The following is an 18,705-nucleotide window of genomic DNA, read 5'->3' on the forward strand; positions in this document are numbered from 1 at the left end:
GTGACGACCGCACCTCCGGCCACGGTGGGCACCGCGAGGTGTCCGGGACGCTGGCGCACGGGCTAGCTGATGCCCGACACTCGCGCCCTAGCGCGGGACGGGCAGCGACCGTCCCAGCTCCAGTTCCACCTCCACGTCGTTGATGCAGACAGTGATGATCTTGTTGTCTGGACCGAATTCCGTACTGTTCTGCTGTTCGATGTTCTGGTTGACGTCGACGTCGACGTCGCTGTCCTCGATGAAGTTCTTCTCGAAGACGCTGGCGGCGAGCGCTTCGTTGGACTGCTCGATGGTGCCGCAGACGTTTTTGTCCGACGAGTCCTCGCCGCCGTAGGCCATTGCGGCCGTGGGCGTACCGAGCAGCAGGGCGGCACCGCCCAGTGCGGCCGCGCCGGCGAGCTTGGTCACGAACCTCTTCGACATGTTTCCTCTCCCTTCCGGACGGCTCGGGAAGATGAGCCACGCCAAACGTAAGGAGGATTCATGTTCTCTCGTGCCAGTTTCCGGGTTTCTGCGGCAAACCGGCTTGCAGATGATAAGTGTAGTTTTTTCGGCTTTGGGCCGACCGGCCCTTAGGCGACCCATCTGGGCAACTCGCGCCGCCGGGTGGGAGGCATCCCGAATCGGGCGACGCCGTGGCCGACGCCGAGACAATCGACCAGCCGCACCGGAGGTGCGGTGATTATCACAGCCAGCGGGCGCTCGAGATCCGCCCAGGGTGACGGCCCCAGACACGAACCGCCACGGCCCCCCGCCCACCGTCACGCTCTGCGACCGAGGGGCGCGAATCCTAGCAACCCTTTACACGACCGTCATCATCTCAACAGGCGAATCGCAACATCCTCTGGCAGCATGGGCCGGCATGTGCGGACTTGCGGGAGAGTTCCGTCGTGACGGTTCGCGTGCCGATGTCGGCGCGGTGGAGCGCATGGCGGCCACGATGAGTGACCGAGGGCCGGACGACAGCGGCGTGTGGGCGCAGGGGCCGACCGCCCTGGGGCACCGCCGCCTGAAGATCATCGACCTGTCCGCCGCGAGCGGGCAGCCTCTCGTCGACGCCGCCGCCGGGCTCACCGGCGTCTTCAACGGCTGCATCTACAACTACCGGGAGCTGCGCGCCGAGCTCCAGGCCAAGGGGCACCGGTTCTTCTCCTCCGGCGACAGCGAGGTCGTGCTCAAGGCGTACGCCGAGTGGGGCCTGGACTTCGTCGACCACCTGATCGGCATGTTCGCCGTCGCGATCAGTGAGCGGGACACCGGCCGGCTGGTGCTGGCCCGGGACCGGCTCGGCATCAAGCCGCTGTACGTGGCCGAGTCGCCGGGCGTCGTACGCTTCGCCAGCACCCTGCCCGCGCTGCTGGCCGGCGGCGGGGTCGACACCTCCATCGACCCGGTCGCGCTCGCGCACTACCTGAGCTTCCACAGCATCGTGCCGCCGCCGCGGACCATCCTGCGCGGTGTGGCGAAGCTGCCCCCGGCCACCATCCGGGTCTACCAGCCGGACGGCCGTACGCACGAGCGGATCTACTGGAACCCGTCGTTCACCCGGAACGCCGACCACGCCGGCTGGTCCGAAAAGGACTGGCAGGACGCCCTGCTGGAGTCGCTGACCACCGCCGTGCGCCGGCGAATGGTCGCCGACGTGCCGGTCGGCGTGCTGCTCTCCGGCGGCCTGGACTCCAGCCTGGTGGTGGCCCTGCTCGCCGGCGAGGGCCAGCGGGGGCTGTCCACGTTCTCCATCGGCTTCGACGCCGTGGGCGGCCGGGAGGGCGACGAGTTCCGCTACTCCGACCTGGTGGCGAAGACGTTCGACACCGACCACCACCAGATCAAGGTGCCGACCGGCGACCTGGTGCCGCCGCTGGAGGCGGCCGTCGCCGCGATGAGCGAGCCGATGGTCAGCCACGACTGCGTCGCGTTCTTCCTGCTCAGCCAGGAGGTCGCCCGGCACGTCAAGGTCGTGCAGTCCGGCCAGGGCGCGGACGAGATCCTGGGCGGCTACCACTGGTACCCGCCGCTGGCCCGGGTGGCCCGGGAGGACGCGCTCGACACGTACGCGAGGGCGTTCTTCGACCGGGACGCGGCCGGGCTGGCCCGCGTACTCAACCCAGGGTGGCTGGCCGACGGCGACCCGGCGCGGGAGTTCGTGGCCGCACACCTGGCGCGGGCGGGCGCGGCGACCGCGGTCGACGCCGGCCTGCGCATCGACACCCAGGTGATGCTGACCGACGACCCGGTGAAGCGGGTCGACAACATGACCATGGCGCACGGGCTGGAGGCCCGGGTGCCGTTCCTGGACCACGAGTTCGTGGAGCTCGCCGCGAGCTGCCCGCCGGAACTGAAGCTGGCGCAGGGCGGCAAGGGCGTGCTCAAGGAGATCGGCCGCCGGGTCCTCCCGCACGAGGTCATCGACCGGCCGAAGGGCTACTTCCCCGTCCCCGGCCTCACCCACCTGGAGGGCAAGCTCCTCGACCGGGTACGCGACGCCCTCACCGCACCGGCGGCCCGCCGCCGCGACCTGTACCGCGCCGACTACGTCGACGCGCTGCTCGCTGACCCGAACGCCGAACTGACCCCGTTGAACGGAAACAAGCTGTGGCAACTCGGACTCCTGGAAATGTGGCTCCAGAGCCACGGAATCGACTGACCGTGTCGGACACCCTCGCGACCGGGGTGGCCCTCGCGGACCAGGTGCGCGGCCGGAGCCGGCGGTACGAGCGGGTCGGGCCGGGCGGCGACCCGGTGGCGGCGAACGCCGGTCCGGCCGAGGACGGCACCGACGGCGGGCGCGCCGACGGCGTGGTGCTGGACTGCGGCTGGGGCCGGCTGGTCTTCGGCCAGACGTTCACCGACCAGGCAGCCGTCGCCGACGTGCTGCGCTCGGAGGCGGCCGGCGCCCGGGACATCTGCATCTACCTGCGCGACCCGCACGTGCTGGTCTCCCGACTGCCGGACGAGCTGTTCATCGACCCGTCGCTGACCTACCGGCTGCCGCTGGACGGCGGGCAGCCCGACGCCCCCGAGATCCCCGGGCTGCGGATCCGGCCGCTGCGCGACGCGGACGACGCCGACGACGTCAACCGGATCTACGCGGCCAACAGCATGGTCACCGCCCCGGTGAAGGTGCTGGTCGCCAACGCGGACGACGACCGCTTCCTGCACCTCGTCGCCGAGGACGCGGCCGGCGAGATCGTCGGCACCATCACCGGCGTCGACCACGTGGCGGTCTTCGACGACCCGGACAACGGCGCCAGCCTGTGGTGCCTGACCGTGGACTTCAACGCCGCGCCGCCGGGCACCGGCCAGGCGCTGATCACCGAGCTGGCGGCCCGGCTGGTCGAGCGGGGCCGGGCGTACGTCGACCTGTCCGTGCTCGCCGAGAACGCCGGGGCGATCCGGCTCTACGAACGGATCGGCTTCTACCGGACCACCACGCTCTGCGTGAAGCGGAAGAACCCGATCAACGAGCGCCTCTTCCTGCCCGCCATGCCCGAGGGGTACGACCGGCTCAACCCGTACGCGAAGATCGTCGCGGACGAGGCGATGCGCCGCGGCATCCGGGTCGAGGTGACCGACCCGGCCTGGGGCGAGCTGCGGCTGAGCAGCGGCGGCCGGACCATCCTCACCCGTGAGTCGCTGTCCGAGCTGACCTCGGCCGTGGCGATGAGCCGCTGCGACGACAAGCGCGTCACCCGGCGGATCCTCGCCCGGTCCGGGCTCTCGGTGCCGCGCGGCCGGACCGCCGTCGGTGGCCAGGCCGACGCGGCGTTCCTCGCCGAGGTGGGCCAGGTGGTCGTCAAGCCGGCCCGAGGCGAGCAGGGCAACGGCATCACGGTCGGGGTGACGACGCCCGAGGCGCTGCGGACCGCCGTCGAGCTGGCCACCCGGTTCTGCCCCGAGGTGCTGCTGGAGGAGCTGTGCACGGGCGAGGACCTGCGGGTCGTGGTGATCGACCACGAGGTGGTGGCCGCGGCGGTACGCCGGCCGGCGTCGATCACCGGCGACGGGGTGCACGACATCGCCGAGCTGATCGAGCGGCAGAGCCGCCGCCGGGCGGCCGCGACCGGCGGCGAGTCCCGCATCCCGCTGGACGACATGACCCGCGAGGTGGTGGCCGAGGCCGGGTACGGCCTCGACGACGTGCTGCCGGAGGGGCAGGTGCTCGCCGTCCGGCGCACCGCCAACCTGCACACCGGCGGCACGATCCACGACGTCACCGCCGAACTGCACCCGGCGATCGCCGAGGCGTGCGTGACCGCGAGCCGGGCACTGGACATCCCGGTGACCGGGCTGGACCTGCTGGTGCCCGCTCCGGACCGACCCGAGCACGTCTTCATCGAAGCCAACGAGCGCCCCGGCCTGGCCAACCACGAACCGCAGCCGACCGCCGAGCGCTTCGTCGACCTGCTCTTCCCCGGCACCCGGGCCCCTCAACGACTGTGGTCCCCGGCAGGTGCGGCAAGCTCAGGGGCATGACCGCGAACAAGCCCGCTCCGCTCCCCCTCGACCTCGACTACCTGCGCCAGGTGCTGCTGGAGCTGCTGGAGATCCCCAGCCCGTCGGGGCGTACCGACCACGTGCAGCAGTACGTGGGCGAACGGCTGGCGGCGCTCGGGATCCCGTCGACGCTGACCCGGCGCGGCGCGCTCAGCGCCTGCCTGCCCGGTCCCCGTACCACGGGGGCGGACCGGGCGGTCGTGGTGCACACGGACACCATCGGCGGCATGGTGAAGCGGCTCAAGGAGAACGGCCGGCTGGAGCTGAAGCCGATCGGTACGCACAGCGCCCGGTTCGCCGAGGGTGCCCACGTCCGGATCTTCACCGACGACCTGGACCGGGTGATCACCGGGCAGGTGCTCCCGCTGAAGGCGAGCGGCCACCGCTACAACGAGGCCGTCGACTCCCAGGGCATCGGCTGGGAACTGGTCGAGGTACGGGTGGACGAGCCGGTCGACGACATCGCCGGCCTGCGCGCGCTGGGCGTCGACGCGGGCGACTTCGTGGCGCTGCTGCCCAACCCGCAGATCACCCCGTCCGGGTACGTGAAGTCCCGGCACCTCGACGACAAGGCCGGGGTCGCGGCCGTGCTGACCGCGTGCAAGGCGATGGTCGACGCGGGCGTCACCCCGGCGGTCACCGCCCACCTGCTGATCACGGTGACCGAGGAGATCGGCCACGGCGCCTCGCACGGCCTGGACCCCGACGTGGCGGAGATCGTCTCGGTGGACGCCGCCGTGGTGGCCCCCGGTCAGCAGTCCCGGGAGGACGCGGCGACGCTGGCCATGGGCGACGGGGTGGGCCCGTTCGACTACCACCTCACCCGCAACCTGGCGTCGATCGCCCGCGAGCACGGCGTCGACCTGGTCCGCGACGTGTTCGACTACTACCGCTCGGACGTGGCGGCGGCCGTCGAGGCGGGCGCCCACGCTCGGGTGGCGCTGCTCGGCTTCGGGGTGGACGCCACCCACGGCCACGAACGCACCCACCTGGACGGGCTGCGTCACCTGACCCAGTTGCTCTGCCTCTACCTCCAGAGCGACCTGGTCTTCCCGGAGTGGGACGCGGAGCCGGCCGGCGACCTCGCGGACTTCCCGTCGCTGGCCGTTCAGCCCGCCAACGAGGAGGGCCCGCGTGAGGGTCCCATCGGGATCACCGCCGCCTCCTGATCGGGGCCGGCCGGCGCACCGAACACCCGCAGGGCGACGTCCCCCGCAGCCGTCGCGGCGAGCAACGCGAGTACGGTCTCGCCCAGCGTGCCGTACCACCGGTCCGGCAGCAGGTCGCCGCTGACCAGGCCCACCCAGAGGAACGCGGCCACAACGTTCTCCGCCAGGCGCCACATCGGCCACCGGCGCTGCTTGGCCGGCTCGGTACGGCCCGGGGCGAGCGCATGACCCAGGTAGACCACCACGATGATCCACGAGTACGGCGAGGTGACGGTCCGCTCCACGGCGGGCGCCCAGCCGGCACTCCACAGCCGGGCACCGAGAATTAGCAGGCCGACCAGCACCGGCAGCCCCACCAGCACGACGAGCAGCGGGAACCGGGGTGAGCCGGGTGGCCGGGGCGGCGCCGGTGCGCCGCGCCGGCCGGCCCGCCGCGCCCGCACGGCCTGGCGGAGCCAGCGGGAGGTCCGAACGAGCAGGCTGACGAGGAGGGCGGCAGCCAGGATCTCGGCCAGCAGCGTCGGGAAGTCGTCGTCCATGCCGTTTCCACCCCGCCACTCGTCGATGGCGACGAACAGCGCGAAGGTGGCGGCGAACCTCGCGACCTCGCGCAGCCAATCCCGCCGGCCATCGTCGTCGCTCATCCCCCGGATCCTGCCCTACCGGAGCAAGTAGGGGCAGCCTGCGATTCGGTGCCGCGCTGGGGCGGGGCGGCCGGTGCCGGCTCGGTCCGGCACCCGCCGGCTCACGGTCGAGGAGGGCCGGCTGACGCTGCGGCTGGCCGCGCCGCATCCCGAGCGCGTTCGCCCGGTTCCGGCGACCCGGCGGACAGCCGGTCGAGCACCGGTGGCGCGGCCACACTGGCCAGGCCGATCACGAGGACCAGCGCGACCTCCTCGGCCCACTCCGGCTCGGCGGCCCCGCCGATCCAGCGCCCGAGCATCGACAGCACGGCCACCGCGGCGGCCCAGCCGCCCCAGCCGAGGACCGCCCTGCGGCGCCCACCCGGCGTCCGTCGCCGCGGTCCGGCTCCCGCCTCGCTCGTCGCCATGAGCCGATGATGACCCGCGACCAGCCGATACACAGGCGTTTCCGGATGACGGGCAGCTGGCCGGGCGGTGAACACCGGGCCGGCATTCCCGGTGGTGCCTGTGATCGAAATCCGTTGCCCGGCCGCCGGGCTCTGGATAGCGTGGCGGTACACGGGAAAGGAGGTGGTCCAGACTTGTATAGCAATCGGACTCGTGAGGTGGCTGTCCGCTAGCCGCTGTCCTCGACAGTGATCCCGTCCGCCCCGCGAGGGGTGGGCACCGGCAAAATCGTCGAGACCGTGTGGCAGCGGTGCGGCGAATCCACGACAGCCACCCGACCCCCGGGGTGCCGGCCCAGTCCAGCCGGCCCGCGCGCGAGCGCGGAAGCCCCGGGGGTCGTTTCATCTCCGGGGAGATCACCGTGTCGATGCGCGAGCTGGTGGTGCTCGGGACGGCCAGCCAGGCGCCGACCCGGACGCGCAACCACAACGGGTACGTGCTGCGCTGGGACGACGAGGTGATCCTGTTCGACCCCGGCGAGGGCAGCCAGCGGCAACTGGTGCAGAGCACGGTCACCGCCACCGACCTGACCCGGATCTGCGTCACCCACTTCCACGGCGACCACTGCCTGGGGCTGCCCGGCATGATCCAGCGCCTCTCCCTCGACCGGGTGCCGCACCGGGTGGCCGTGCACTTCCCGGCCGGCGGCGCCGAGTACTTCAACCGGCTGCGACACGCGTCGAGCTTCTACGAGACCGCCGAACTGGCCGTCGAACCGATCGACGCCGACGGTCAGCGGATCGCCCTGCGCGGCGGCACGCTGGAGGCGCGCCGGCTGCGGCACCCCATCGAGACGTACGGCTACCGGCTGGTCGAGCCGGACGGATGCCGGATGATGCCCGAGAAGCTGTCCGCGTACGGCATCGCCGGCCCGGCCGTCGGTGAGCTGCTCCGCGTCGGTCACCTGGACGTCGACGGGCGTCGCGTCACCCGGGACGAGGTGAGCGTCCCCCGGCCGGGGCAGCGGTTCGCCTTCGTGATGGACACCGGCCTCTGCGACGGGGTGTACGCCCTGGCCGAGCACGCCGACCTGCTGGTCATCGAGTCGACGTTCCTGGAGTCGGAGTCCGCGCTCGCCGCCGAGGTCGGCCACCTCACGGCGGCGCAGGCCGCGCGGGTGGCCAGCGAGTGCGGGGTACGCCGGCTCGTGCTCACCCACTTCTCCCAGCGGTACGCGGACGCGAACCGCTTCGCCGACGAGGCCCGGAAGCACTTCGACGGCGACCTGGTGATCGCCGAGGACCTGACGACCGTGCCGGTCCCGCCCCGGCGGGTAGCCTCGGCCGGGTGACGATCACGCTCCGTCCGGCGACCGCCGATGACCTGATGGCGGTGGGTGCGCTGCACCAGCGGTCCCGGGTCGCCGCGTACTCGTCGTTCCTGCCGCCCGAGTCCCTGGCCGCGCCCACCGGCGAGGAGATGGGGCGGTACTGGGCCGAGCGGTGGGGCTGGGAGCGGGACAGCCACCGGATGACGCTCGCCGAGCGGGACGGCGAGCTGGCCGGCTTCAGCTACGTCGGCCCCGACGACGAGGGCGACCCCGCCACCGGCCTGCTGTACGCACTCCATCTGGAGCCGGCGGAGCAGGGACGCGGCGTGGGACGCGAGCTGATGGTCGACGCGCTGGCCGCGATGCGGGCGCGCGGCTGGGTTCACGCCGCGCTCTGGGTGCTGCGCGAGAACGCGCACGCACGGCGCTTCTACGAGCGGGGCGGCTGGGTGGAGACCGGCACGGAACGCGAGGACCGCATCGGTTCCACGCGGACGCCGCAACTCCGCTACACGCGCGAGGTGTAAGGAAGGGCCCCCTCTTAACGCCTGCGGTAGAGGAGGGGTCCCTTATCAACCCTGAGGGCGCGGCGTTCGCTCTGAGCGGATCGGGGCATGGGCGTCGATCCGGCGGCGTTGGCAGCGGTATGGACACCGATCGCACCGCCTCCGGCTCGGCCGAGGAGGCCGCGCTGGACGCGTACTCCCAGGTCGTCACGACCGTCGCGGCGCGCGTGCTGCCCAGCGTGGCCGCCCTGTCGGTGCGGACCGCCCGCGGCGGCGGCGCCGGCTCCGCCGTCACCGTCGGCACGGACGGACTGCTGCTGACCAGCGCCCACGTGGTGCAGGGCACGCTGGACGGCTCGGCGACGTTCGGCGACGGCACCGAGAAGCGGTTCCGCGTCGTGGGCGCCGACCCGCTCTCGGACCTCGCGGTGCTGCGCGTCGAGGAGGCCACCGTGCCGCCGGTCGAGCTGGGCGACGCCGACGGGCTGCGCATCGGCCAGCTCGTCGTGGCCGTCGGCAACCCGATGGGGCTGGCCGGCTCGGTCACCGCCGGGGTCGTCTCCGGGCTCGGCCGGTCGCTGCCGGCGCGGGACGGCCGGGTCACCCGCCTCATCGAGGACGTCATCCAGACCGACGCGGCGCTCAACCCGGGCAACTCCGGCGGCGCGCTCGCCGACTCCGCCGGCCGGGTGGTCGGGGTGAACACCGCGGTCGCCGGGTACGGGCTGGGCCTGGCCGTGCCCATCAACGCCACCACCCGGCAGATCATCGGCGACCTCACGGCCCACGGGCGGGTACGCCGGGCCTGGCTGGGCGTGGCGAGCGTGCCGGTGCCGCTGCCACCGGAGATCGCCGTACGCACCGGCCAGCGGCGCGGCCTGCGGGTGGTGGAGGTGGTGCCGGGCAGCCCCGCCGGGTTGGCCGGCATCTACCTGGGCGACGTGATCCTCTCGGCCGGCGGCCGGCCGGTCAGCGACGGCCAGGGGCTGCAACGGCTGATGCTGGGCGACGCGATCGGCAGCCGACTGCCGGTGACCGTGCTCCGCAAGGGCGCCCTGGTGGACGTGGTGGCGGTGCCCACCGAGCTGAATCGCTGACCGCCGGCGTTAAGAAGGGCCCCTTGTTCTACGCCAGGCGTTAACAAGGGGCCCTTCCTTACAGCTCAGCGGGCGCCGAGGTGGGCGAGCAGGTCCTGGCGGGTGAGGACACCCCTGGGCTTGCCGTCGACCAGCACCAGGGCCGCGTCGGACTTCTCCAGCAGCGCCACCGCCTCGCTGACCGGCTGACCGCCGCCGATCATCGGCAGCGGGTCGGCCATGTGCCGCTCGATGGTGTCGTGCAGGTGGGCCTGCCCGGTGAAGAGCGCGTCGAGCAGGTCCTTCTCCGCGATCGAGCCGGCCACCTCGCCGGTCACCACCGGCGGCTCCGCCTTCAGCACCGGCAGCTGGGAGACGCCGTACTCGCGCATGTAGTCGATCGCGTCCCGGACCGTCTCGGTCGGGTGCACGTGCACCAGCTCGGGCAGAGCCCCCGGCTTGGCGGCGAGCGCGTCGGCCACCGTCGGCTCCGAGCCCGAGTTGTCCAGGAAGCCGTACCGGGCCATCCAGGCGTCATTGAAGATTTTGGACAGGTAGCCCCGGCCGCCGTCCGGCAGCAGCACCACGACCACGTCGTCCGGGCCGGCCTTGCGGGCCACCTCCAGCGCGGCGACGACCGCCATGCCGCACGAGCCGCCGACCAGCAGCCCCTCCTCGCGGGCCAGGCGGCGGGTCAGCTCGAACGACGCCTTGTCGGAGACCTCGATGATCTCGTCGGCGACACCCCGGTCGTACGTCTCCGGCCAGAAGTCCTCGCCGACGCCCTCGACCAGGTACGGGCGGCCGGTGCCACCGGAGTAGACCGAGCCCTCCGGGTCCGCGCCGACGATCCGGACCCGCCCCTCGGACGCCTCCTTCAGGTAGCGGCCGATGCCGGAGATCGTGCCGCCGGTGCCGACGCCCGCGACGAAGTGGGTGATCCGGCCCTCGGTCTGCTTCCACAGCTCCGGCCCGGTGGTCTCGTAGTGCGAGCGGGGGTTCGCCGGGTTCGCGTACTGGTTGGGCTTCCAGGCTCCGGGGATCTCCCGGGCCAGCCGGTCGGACACGTTGTAGTAGGAACGCGGGTCCTCCGGAGCGACGGCGGTCGGGCAGACCACGACCTCGGCCCCGTACGCGCGCAGCACGTCCTGCTTGTCCTGGCTGACCTTGTCCGGGCAGACGAACACGCACCGGTAGCCCTTGAGCTGGGCCACCAGCGCCAGCCCGACGCCGGTGTTGCCGCTGGTCGGCTCGACGATCGTGCCGCCCGGCTTGAGGATGCCCGCCTTCTCGGCGTCCTCCACCATGCGCAGGGCGATCCGGTCCTTGACCGACCCGCCGGGGTTCAGGTACTCCACCTTCGCCAGGACGGTCGCCTGGATGCCCTCGGTGACGTTGCGCAGCCGTACCAGCGGGGTGTTGCCGATCAACTCGACGACGTTGTCGTAGTACTGCACCTGGTTGTGCCCTTCTCCTCCGGCGCCGCCGGGTGGGCGGCCGGGCAGACGAATACCCGCGCCCAGCCTACGTGCCGTCAGCCGACCACCTCGCCCGGGACGACGGACGAGCGGCGCTTCTCCCACTCCAGGAACCGCTCGGTCTCCGCGAGCACGCTGCCGGCCAGCCAGGTGACCATGACCGCGTCGTCGGCCAGCCCGAAGATCGCCAACGGGATCTCCGGTAGCAGGTCGACCGGCGAGACGATGTACGCCGTGGCCGCCGTCATCAGGGCCAGCCGCAGGCCGCCGTCGTACTCCCCGCGGGCCGTCGCCCGGATCATCCGGGGCAGCGCGGCCAGCCGGGCCCCGAGTGACGGCCCGCCCCGGGCCCCGGCCATCAGCGCACGGGCCAGCGCGGTGAACGCCGCCCGCCGTTGCAGTGTCTTCCCCATCTCGTCGCTCCCTCCCGCACGCCAGCGTGCCGCCCCGGCGCAACCCGGGCGGCGGTCGTGGGAACAGGTACCCGGACACGTCGATTTCCAGGCACCGGCGTGCCGTGACGGTGACAGCGGCGTGTCGCAAGGTCGCGATAATGTCGGTGCATGGGGGTCGCTGGTTCCGTCGTTCCGGCCGGTCCGCGCTGGCGCAACGTCCAGCGCGTCGCCCGGCTGGTCGCACTCGGCACGGGCGCGACCGCGGCGGCCGCCGTCGCCACCGGCGGGGTGCTCATCGGCCAGGCCCGGCAGGCCCGCCGCACCATTCCGATGGCCGAAGCCCCGCCGCCGCGCTGCGACGGGGTGTACGGCGCCAAGCTGCCCGGCCCCGCGATCACCATGGTCGTCCTCGGCGACTCCTCCGCCGCCGGGTACGGCGTGCACCGCCGCCGCGAGACGCCGGGCGCGCTGCTCGCCACCGGCCTGTCCCGGCGGCTGCAACGGCCGGTCCGGTTGCACCGGTTCGCCGTGGTCGGCGCTCTCTCCGCCGGGCTGCGGCACCAGGTCGAGGCCGCACTGGACTGCCACCCCGACATCGCCGTGATCCTGGTCGGCGGCAACGACGTCACCAACCGCACCCCGCCCGCGCTCGCCGTGCGCTACCTGGTCGAGGCGGTCACCGCGCTGCGCGCCGCCGGCTGCGAGGTGGTCGTCGGCACCTGCCCGGACCTCGGCGCGATCCGGCCCATCCAGCCGCCGCTGCGCTGGCTGGCCCGCCGGTGGAGCCGGCAGCTCGCCGCCGCCCAGACGGTGGCCGTGGTCGAGGCCGGCGGCTGGACGGTCTCCCTCGGTGACCTGCTCGGCCCCCGGTTCGTCGCCGAGCCGGGCCGGATGTTCGCCTGGGACCGGTTCCACCCGTCCGCCGAGGGGTACGCCGTGGCCGCCGCCGCGCTGCTGCCGACGCTCCTCTCCGCCCTGGGCGCCGGTCAGGAACGCAGGGCTGCGCCGACCCGGGGTGAGGGCGTACGGTCGCTGCCGGAGGCCGCCCAGGAGGCGGCGCGGCACGCGGGGACCGAGGTCAGCGGCGCCCAGGTCCGGGGTCGCGACCGCGGCCCGGCCGGTCGGTGGGCGCAGCTTCGCCGACGGGCCTTGTTCGGTGTCGGCGCCGTGCCACAACCCGGTCCGGCCGCGGACTCACCCACAGTGGAGGGACTGGCATGACCGAGCGAATCGTCGCCCCCCGGCCGGTGTCGTCGTGACCGGCCACCTCCTCCCGTCGCGCCTCGCCGGCCGGCTGGGCCGCGCGGCGGCGCTCTCGCTGGCGGCGGGGGCGGTGGGCGGCGCAGCCGTCCTGGCCGGTCAGGCCTTCGCCGCGCGGCACCGCCCGTACGCTGAGCCGGAGCTCGGCCTGGCCCTGCGGGCCACGATCGGGCGGGCCGGCGCGCCGCCGTTGCGGCTCGTGCTGCTCGGTGACTCGTCGGCGCTCGGCGTCGGCGTCGACCGGCTCGAGGACACCATCGGCGGCCAGCTGGCCAACCTGCTCGCCGAGGGCCCGACCGGGCGGCTCGTGCACCTGTCCAGCGTGGGCGTCTCCGGTTCCCGCTCGACGGACCTGGCCACGCAGGTCGCCCGGGCGCTGCTCGGCGAACGTCCCGACGTGGCGGTGATCCTCATCGGTGCCAACGACGCGACCACGATGCGCCGGCCGACCGACGCCGCCGCGTACCTCGGGGCGGCCGTGCACCGGCTCCGCGAGGCCCGCGTGGAGGTCGTCGTGGGCACCTGCCCCGACCTCGGCGCGGTCCGCGCGATCGCGCCGCCGCTGCGGCACCTGGTCGGCTGGTCGGGTCGGCGGGTCGCCCGGGCGCAGATCGTCGCGGTGCTGGACGCTGGCGGCACGGTGGTCGACCTGGCGACCGAGACCGGGCCGGTCTTCCGGGCCGACGCCGGCACCCTCTGTCACGACGGGTTCCACCCGTCCGCCGACGGCTACCGGGTGTGGGCCCACGCCCTGCTCCCGGCGGTCGCGGCCGCCGCCGCGGTCGCCACCCGTCACTGACCCGGAGCGGCCCGCGCCCCGCGCCGGAACGACGCCGACCGCGCGCGGGGTGACATTTCCCGCCGCCCGCGCGGCTTCCGCCCGATGTTACTGGCGGGTTAACGTGGGTTCATGCCGACTGAGTCGTCTCGCGACGCCGTCATCGTCGCCACCGCCCGCTCCCCCATCGGCCGGGCGCACAAGGGGTCCCTGCGCGACGTCCGCCCGGACGACCTCGCCGCGACCATCGTGCAGGCCGCCCTCGACAAGATCCCCCAGCTCGACCCGACCGAGATCGACGACCTCTACCTGGGGTGCGGTCTGCCCGGCGGTGAGCAGGGCTTCAACATGGCCCGCGTGGTCGCCACCCTGATGGGGCTGGACGGCCTGCCCGGCGCCACCCTGACCCGCTACTGCGCGTCCTCGCTCCAGACCACCCGGATGGCGATGCACGCGATCCGGGCGGGCGAGGGGGACGTCTTCATCTCCGCCGGTGTCGAAACCGTCTCCCGGTACGCCCGGGGAAGCTCCGACGGCCTGCCCCCGGAGGCGCAGGCGCTGGTCGGCGGCGGCTGGGAGAACCCGCGCTTCGCCGCCGCGCAGCAGCGCTCGAAGGCCCGCGCGCAGGGCGGCGCCGAGGTGTGGACCGACCCGCGCGAGTCCGGCGAGCTGCCGGACATCTACCTGACCATGGGGCAGACCGCGGAGAACCTGGCCCAGGTGTACGACGTGACCCGCGCCGACATGGACGAGTTCGGCGTACGAAGCCAGAACCTCGCCGAGAAGGCGATCGCCGACGGCTTCTGGGCCCGCGAGATCACCCCCGTCACCACGCCGGACGGCACCGCGGTCAGCACCGACGACGGCCCCCGCCCGGGTGTCACCCTGGAGGCCGTCTCCGGCCTGAAGCCGGTCTTCCGTCCCGACGGCCGGATCACCGCCGGCAACTGCTGTCCGCTCAACGACGGCGCCGCCGCCGTGGTCGTCATGAGCGCCCAGCGGGCGAGGGACCTCGGGATCACCCCGCTGGCCCGGATCGTCTCCACCGGCGTCACCGCGCTCTCCCCCGAGATCATGGGCCTGGGCCCGGTCGAGGCGTCGAAGCAGGCCCTCAAGCGGGCCGGCATGACCATCGACGACGTCGACCTGGTCGAGATCAACGAGGCGTTCGCCGCGCAGGTGATCCCCTCGTACCGGCAGCTGGGCATCCCGGTCGAGAAGCTGAACGTGATGGGCGGCGCGATCGCCGTCGGCCACCCGTTCGGCATGACCGGCGCCCGGATCACCGGCACGCTGCTCAACGCGCTGGAGTGGCACGACAAGAGCATCGGCCTGGAGACCATGTGCGTCGGGGGCGGCCAGGGGATGGCCATGGTCCTCGAGCGCCTGAGCTGACCGACCCGCGTCCGGCCCGCCGACCCGCCCGGGTCGGCGGGCCGCCGCGTCGGAAGGCGCGGCGCACCGGGCCGGCCGGACGGCACGGCGAGCAGCCAGTCGTCGACGAGTAGCCGCCCTCCCCGGCTGCCGGCTCGACGAGCATCCACTCCGCGTCGGGCGGGTAGCGGCGGTGCGGCCGGCTCGGGTCAGAGCGCGGTACGGGTCGCGGCCACCTCGTCGACGGCCCGGGCCAGTGTCTCGGCGGAGGGGCGGGCGGCGACGAGATCCGCGGCGACCACCCGGAGCTGGTCCGGCAGGACCAGGTCGTTGGCGAGGCGGGGCACCGTGCGGCGGGAGGCGCCCTCGGCGCCCGCGGCGAGGTTCGCGATCTCCTGCACCAGCCGGTGCACCAGATCCGCCCGGGAGACATTCCCGCCGGCGGCCACGGCAGCCCACCGCGGCTGCTGCCAGTGCCCCACCTGCCGTACGAGCAGCTCGACGGCCCGCGTCAGCCGCTCCTCCGGATCACCCACCCGGCGGAGTCTACGCCCCCACTCCTACCGCGATCTTGCACTTCCAGGCCCCAATTCGTCCGCTCCGGGCGCCTCTGCCCAGGCGGAACGTGCGAGATCGCGAAGAGCGGCCGGGACGGCGGCGAGCCGAGACACGGCGGGAACGGCGACGCCCGGCCCCGCGGAGCGGGGCCGGGCGTCGCCGTCAGCGCGGCGGGCGGTCAGTCGTCGCCCTGGAAGTAGCTGAGCAGGCGCAGGATCTCGATGTAGAGCCAGACGAGGCTCACCAGGATGCCGAACGCGGCGACCCAGGAGTAGCGCTGCGGCAGGCCCATCCGGACACCGTCCTCGACCTCCTTGAAGCTCAGCACGAAACTGAGCGCGGCGACGACGATGACGACCAGGCTGAAGCCGATCGCCAGCGGGCTGCCGTCCCGCAGGCCGGTGTTGATGCCGAAGAGCGACAGCACGAGGTTGATCATGATGACCGCGAACAGGCCGGCCATCACCGCGATCATGCCCTTGACGAACTTCGGCGTAGCGCGGATGACCTTGGCCTTGTAGAGCATGGCCATCAGGAAGAAGACGCCGAACGTGGCGACGACCGCCTGGAGGACGATGCCGTCGTACAGGGACTCGAAGAACTTGCTGACCGCACCGACGAGGACGCCCTCCACGACGGCGTACGCGACGACCAGCGCCGGGTTCGCCATCCGGGAGAACGAGATGATCAGGCCGAGCACCAGGCCGACCATCGCGGCGCCGATCCACGCAGCACCGAGCAGCTGGTTCGGAATCAGCGCCCACGCGGCCGCGGCGGAGACGCCGAGGATGCCGAGCAGGGTGACGGTCTTCACGACCACGTCGTCGACCGACATGGTGTTGGCGGTGGGCGGCGCGGCCGGGTAACCGGCCTCCGTCGGGTACTGCTGGGGATAGCCGGGCTGCCCGTAGGGCCCGGTCGGGGCGTACCCGGCGGCGCGCTCACGCTCGGCCGCCTGGCCGAGCCGGGCGAGCACCGGGTTCGAGGTCTTCACTGTCTGGCCTCCCTCAGGGGGTCGTTGCACGTCAACGTGCAGACTCAAGGATAGACGGCCCCGCCATCCCGCGGAGATCGCAAAGCTGAGCGATGACTGAAAGTGCCCGGGGCGGGGGTCGAACCCGCACGCCTTGCGGCAGCCGCTTTTAAGGCGGCCGTGTCTGCCGTTCCACCACCCGGGCCGGTGCCACCGGCGCGTCGACGGACGGACCCGGACGCTGCGGCGCCGCGTGCGCCACCAGCCCGTCCACACGCCTGGTGCAGTGTCACCGTAGCGGTTCCTTGGCGACCCGGCGTACCCCGACGCCCGGCCGGCACTAGGGTCGAGGCCGTGAGCAGCGCAGCCCCTCCGGCCCCCGACGCCGCCGCCGACCAGGCTGTCCGCCCCGCAAACAGGCTCTCGCTCCGGCACTGGCCGGCCCGGCTGCCGGCCGCGCTCGCCCGGCGCCGCGTCGACCTCGCCGTCACACTGTCGTTCCTGGCGCTGGCCGGATGGCTCACCCACGGTCTCTGGCCCGATCCGGGGGCGCGCGTCCTGTTGCTCAACCCCGCGGACCAGGCCCTCTACGAGTGGTTCCTCGCCGTCGACGCGCGGGCGCTGCTCGGCGACTTCGGCCTGCTCACCGATCGGCTGAACGCCCCCGACGGCGTGAACATGATGGCCAACACGACGGTGATCGCCCTGGGGGTGCTGCTGGCCCCGGTCACCCTCCTGCTCGGAGCGCCGGTCACGTTCGCCCTGCTGGCGGCGGCGAACCTGGCGGGCACAGCGACCGCCTGGTACCTGCTCTACACGCGTACGCTGCGGGTCCGGCCGGCCGCCGCCGCGGTGGGCGCCGCCCTCTGCGGGTTCGGCCCCGGCATCGTGTCGCAGGCCAACAGCCACCTGCACATGACGGCGCAGTGGCTGGTCCCGGTGATCGTCTGGTTGGTGGTCCGCCTGCTCCGCGCCGCCGACCCGGGGCCCGCCGTGACGTCGGCCACCGCCGACCCGGCCGCCCCGAACCCGGCCGCCAGGAACGGCGTACGCCCGGCAGTCGCCGGGCCGGACCGGCGGCGCGTGATCGGGCCCGCGCTGGGTCTGGCGGCGGCGGTCAGCGTCCAGGTGTTCATCGGCGAGGAGGTGCTCTTCCTCACCGCGCTCACACTGCTGGTGATGGCCGTCACGTACGCGGTGACGGACCGGGACCTCGCCCGCCGCGCGCTGTCCGGCTTCGCCGGCGGGATGCTGCTCGCCACCGGGACCGCCCTGCTCGTGCTGGTGTGGCCGCTGTGGTTCCAGTTCGCCGGGCCGCAGGGCGTCGCCGACGGGATGTTCAGCCCGCACTACTTCTCGGCCGACCTGCGCAGCTGGTGGGCGGTGTCGCCGCTGTCGCTCCTCGGCACCGACTCCTCGGCCCGGCTGACCACCGGCCCGGCGGAGTACAACACCTTCCTCGGCTGGCCGCTGCTGCTGGTCGCCGCCGCCTGCGCGCTCTGGCTCGGTCGCCGCCCGCTCGTGGTGGCGTGTGTGGTCGCGACACTCGTGATGGGTGCGCTGTCGCTCGGCCCGCGGGTGGTGCTCGACGGAAGCCGCACCGCCCTTCCCGGGCCGTACGCCCTCATCTCCGGCCTGCCGGTGGTGGACGGCGCGCTGCCGATGCGGTTCGCGCTCCCGGTGCTCCCGCTGATCGGCACGGTGCTGGTGCTGGCGCTCGACCGCGCGCTGCGCCGTGGCGGCCGGGCCCGGGCGTGGGTGCCGGCGGCGGTCGGCGCGGCGCTACTGCCGCTGTTCCCGCTTCCGCTGCCCACCGCCGCCCGACCGGCCGTGCCCGAGTTCATCACGGCCGGTCACTGGCGGCAGTGTGTGCCGCCCGGCGGCGTACTGGTCCCGGTGCCGCTCGCCACGCCCCGCGAACCGTGGCCGATGCGCTGGGCGACCAGCGCCGACGCCGGGTTCGGCATGCCCGAGGGGTTCTTCATCGGGCCGTACGGCCGGGACGGAACGGCGGCGATGGGTACCGCCCGGCGGCCCACCTCGGTCCTTCTCGACCAGGTGTGGAAGCGGGGGGTCCAGCCGATCGTCGGCGAGGAGCAGCGGCGGCAGGCCGCCCAGGATGTCGACTTCTGGGGCGCCTCGTGCGTGGCTCTGGCCGTCGACACCCGGCACGCGGACAGCCTGCGCGGAACGCTGGAGCAGCTCTACGGACCCTCGACGCGGATCGCCGACGCCTGGATCTGGCGGGTCTGACCCCCGCCCGGAACGTTAAGAAGGGCC

16 protein-coding genes, 1 tRNA gene and 1 pseudogene are annotated in these 18,705 nt (G+C 73.4%); 10 read left to right on the forward strand and 8 right to left on the reverse strand.

The window, feature by feature from the left end; genetic code table 11:
• Positions 1-87 precede the first annotated feature (87 nt).
• Positions 88-423 carry a hypothetical protein gene (locus ACN26Y_RS03260; protein ID WP_422734291.1) on the reverse strand — a complete coding sequence of 112 codons (336 nt, stop codon included), beginning with the start codon at positions 421-423 and terminating at the stop codon, positions 88-90.
• 439 nt (positions 424-862) lie between these two features.
• On the opposite strand from ACN26Y_RS03260, the gene ACN26Y_RS03265 reads away from it, so the two are divergent.
• Genes ACN26Y_RS03265 through ACN26Y_RS03275 form a run of 3 tightly spaced genes read left to right on the forward strand, consistent with a single transcriptional unit; the run spans position 863 to position 5,666 of the window.
• Positions 863-2,647 (forward strand): N-acetylglutaminylglutamine amidotransferase, encoded by a 1,785-nt coding sequence (locus ACN26Y_RS03265; RefSeq protein WP_422734292.1) that lies wholly within the window; start codon positions 863-865, stop codon positions 2,645-2,647.
• 2 nt (positions 2,648-2,649) lie between these two features.
• Positions 2,650-4,476 carry an N-acetylglutaminylglutamine synthetase gene (gene ngg, locus ACN26Y_RS03270; protein WP_422734293.1) on the forward strand — a complete coding sequence of 609 codons (1,827 nt, stop codon included), beginning with the start codon at positions 2,650-2,652 and terminating at the stop codon, positions 4,474-4,476.
• Positions 4,473-5,666, forward strand: a complete 1,194-nt coding sequence (locus tag ACN26Y_RS03275) for an osmoprotectant NAGGN system M42 family peptidase (RefSeq protein ID WP_422734294.1) — start codon at positions 4,473-4,475, stop codon at positions 5,664-5,666. Before ngg ends, ACN26Y_RS03275 begins: the two co-directional genes overlap by 4 nt.
• Here ACN26Y_RS03275 and ACN26Y_RS03280 read toward each other — a convergent pair.
• Together ACN26Y_RS03280 and ACN26Y_RS03285 are read right to left on the reverse strand one after the other, a co-directional pair.
• Positions 5,606-6,310: a hypothetical protein gene (locus tag ACN26Y_RS03280; RefSeq protein ID WP_422734295.1), complete on the reverse strand. Its 705-nt coding sequence runs from the start codon at positions 6,308-6,310 to the stop codon at positions 5,606-5,608. The genes ACN26Y_RS03275 and ACN26Y_RS03280 overlap by 61 nt on opposite strands.
• Before the next feature lie 101 nt (positions 6,311-6,411).
• Positions 6,412-6,717: a hypothetical protein gene (locus tag ACN26Y_RS03285; RefSeq protein WP_422734296.1), complete on the reverse strand. Its 306-nt coding sequence runs from the start codon at positions 6,715-6,717 to the stop codon at positions 6,412-6,414.
• Positions 6,718-7,118: 401 nt separating this feature from the next.
• On the opposite strand from ACN26Y_RS03285, the gene ACN26Y_RS03290 reads away from it, so the two are divergent.
• The 3 genes from ACN26Y_RS03290 (at position 7,119) to ACN26Y_RS03300 (ending at position 9,630) form a co-directional block, all read left to right on the forward strand.
• Complete coding sequence (locus ACN26Y_RS03290) at positions 7,119-8,048, forward strand: ribonuclease Z (RefSeq protein WP_422734297.1); 930 nt, start codon at positions 7,119-7,121, stop codon at positions 8,046-8,048.
• Entirely contained in the window at positions 8,045-8,554 is a 510-nt protein-coding gene (locus ACN26Y_RS03295) for a GNAT family N-acetyltransferase (RefSeq protein WP_422734298.1), read from the forward strand. Before ACN26Y_RS03290 ends, ACN26Y_RS03295 begins: the two co-directional genes overlap by 4 nt.
• A 119-nt stretch (positions 8,555-8,673) precedes the next feature.
• Positions 8,674-9,630 (forward strand): S1C family serine protease, encoded by a 957-nt coding sequence (locus tag ACN26Y_RS03300; RefSeq protein WP_422734299.1) that lies wholly within the window; start codon positions 8,674-8,676, stop codon positions 9,628-9,630.
• Between the two features lie 65 nt (positions 9,631-9,695).
• On the opposite strand, the gene ACN26Y_RS03305 is transcribed toward ACN26Y_RS03300, so the two are convergent.
• Both ACN26Y_RS03305 and ACN26Y_RS03310 read right to left on the reverse strand, forming a co-directional pair.
• Complete coding sequence (locus ACN26Y_RS03305; protein WP_366600092.1) at positions 9,696-11,066, reverse strand: cystathionine beta-synthase; 1,371 nt, start codon at positions 11,064-11,066, stop codon at positions 9,696-9,698.
• Positions 11,067-11,143: 77 nt separating this feature from the next.
• The gene (locus ACN26Y_RS03310) at positions 11,144-11,500 is read right to left on the reverse strand and encodes a YkvA family protein (RefSeq protein ID WP_422734300.1); all 357 of its coding nucleotides are present in this window, start codon (positions 11,498-11,500) and stop codon (positions 11,144-11,146) included.
• A gap of 150 nt (positions 11,501-11,650) precedes the next feature.
• Between ACN26Y_RS03310 and ACN26Y_RS03315 the strand changes: the two are divergent.
• From ACN26Y_RS03315 to ACN26Y_RS03325, 3 genes and pseudogenes are all read left to right on the forward strand, one after another.
• A pseudogene (locus tag ACN26Y_RS03315) lies at positions 11,651-12,741 on the forward strand (SGNH/GDSL hydrolase family protein).
• Complete coding sequence (locus ACN26Y_RS03320; protein WP_422734301.1) at positions 12,738-13,541, forward strand: SGNH/GDSL hydrolase family protein; 804 nt, start codon at positions 12,738-12,740, stop codon at positions 13,539-13,541. Before ACN26Y_RS03315 ends, ACN26Y_RS03320 begins: the two are co-directional and overlap by 4 nt.
• Before the next feature lie 111 nt (positions 13,542-13,652).
• Entirely contained in the window at positions 13,653-14,915 is a 1,263-nt protein-coding gene (locus ACN26Y_RS03325) for an acetyl-CoA C-acetyltransferase (protein ID WP_422734302.1), read from the forward strand.
• Between the two features lie 188 nt (positions 14,916-15,103).
• On the opposite strand, the gene ACN26Y_RS03330 is transcribed toward ACN26Y_RS03325, so the two are convergent.
• The 3 genes from ACN26Y_RS03330 to ACN26Y_RS03340 all read right to left on the reverse strand — a co-directional run bounded on the left by ACN26Y_RS03330 (position 15,104) and on the right by ACN26Y_RS03340 (position 16,630).
• Complete coding sequence (locus tag ACN26Y_RS03330) at positions 15,104-15,430, reverse strand: hypothetical protein (RefSeq protein WP_422734303.1); 327 nt, start codon at positions 15,428-15,430, stop codon at positions 15,104-15,106.
• A gap of 200 nt (positions 15,431-15,630) precedes the next feature.
• Positions 15,631-16,446 carry a Bax inhibitor-1/YccA family protein gene (locus ACN26Y_RS03335; protein WP_366600100.1) on the reverse strand — a complete coding sequence of 272 codons (816 nt, stop codon included), beginning with the start codon at positions 16,444-16,446 and terminating at the stop codon, positions 15,631-15,633.
• A gap of 103 nt (positions 16,447-16,549) precedes the next feature.
• Positions 16,550-16,630, reverse strand: a tRNA-Leu gene (locus ACN26Y_RS03340).
• Between the two features lie 149 nt (positions 16,631-16,779).
• Here ACN26Y_RS03340 and ACN26Y_RS03345 point away from each other — a divergent pair.
• On the forward strand, positions 16,780-18,678 hold the full coding sequence (locus ACN26Y_RS03345) for a hypothetical protein (RefSeq protein WP_422734304.1): 1,899 nt from the start codon (positions 16,780-16,782) through the stop codon (positions 18,676-18,678).
• Positions 18,679-18,705: the final 27 nt, after the last annotated feature.

The organism is Micromonospora sp. WMMD558 (assembly GCF_049315255.1).
In the GTDB taxonomy this organism is placed as follows: domain Bacteria; phylum Actinomycetota; class Actinomycetes; order Mycobacteriales; family Micromonosporaceae; genus Micromonospora.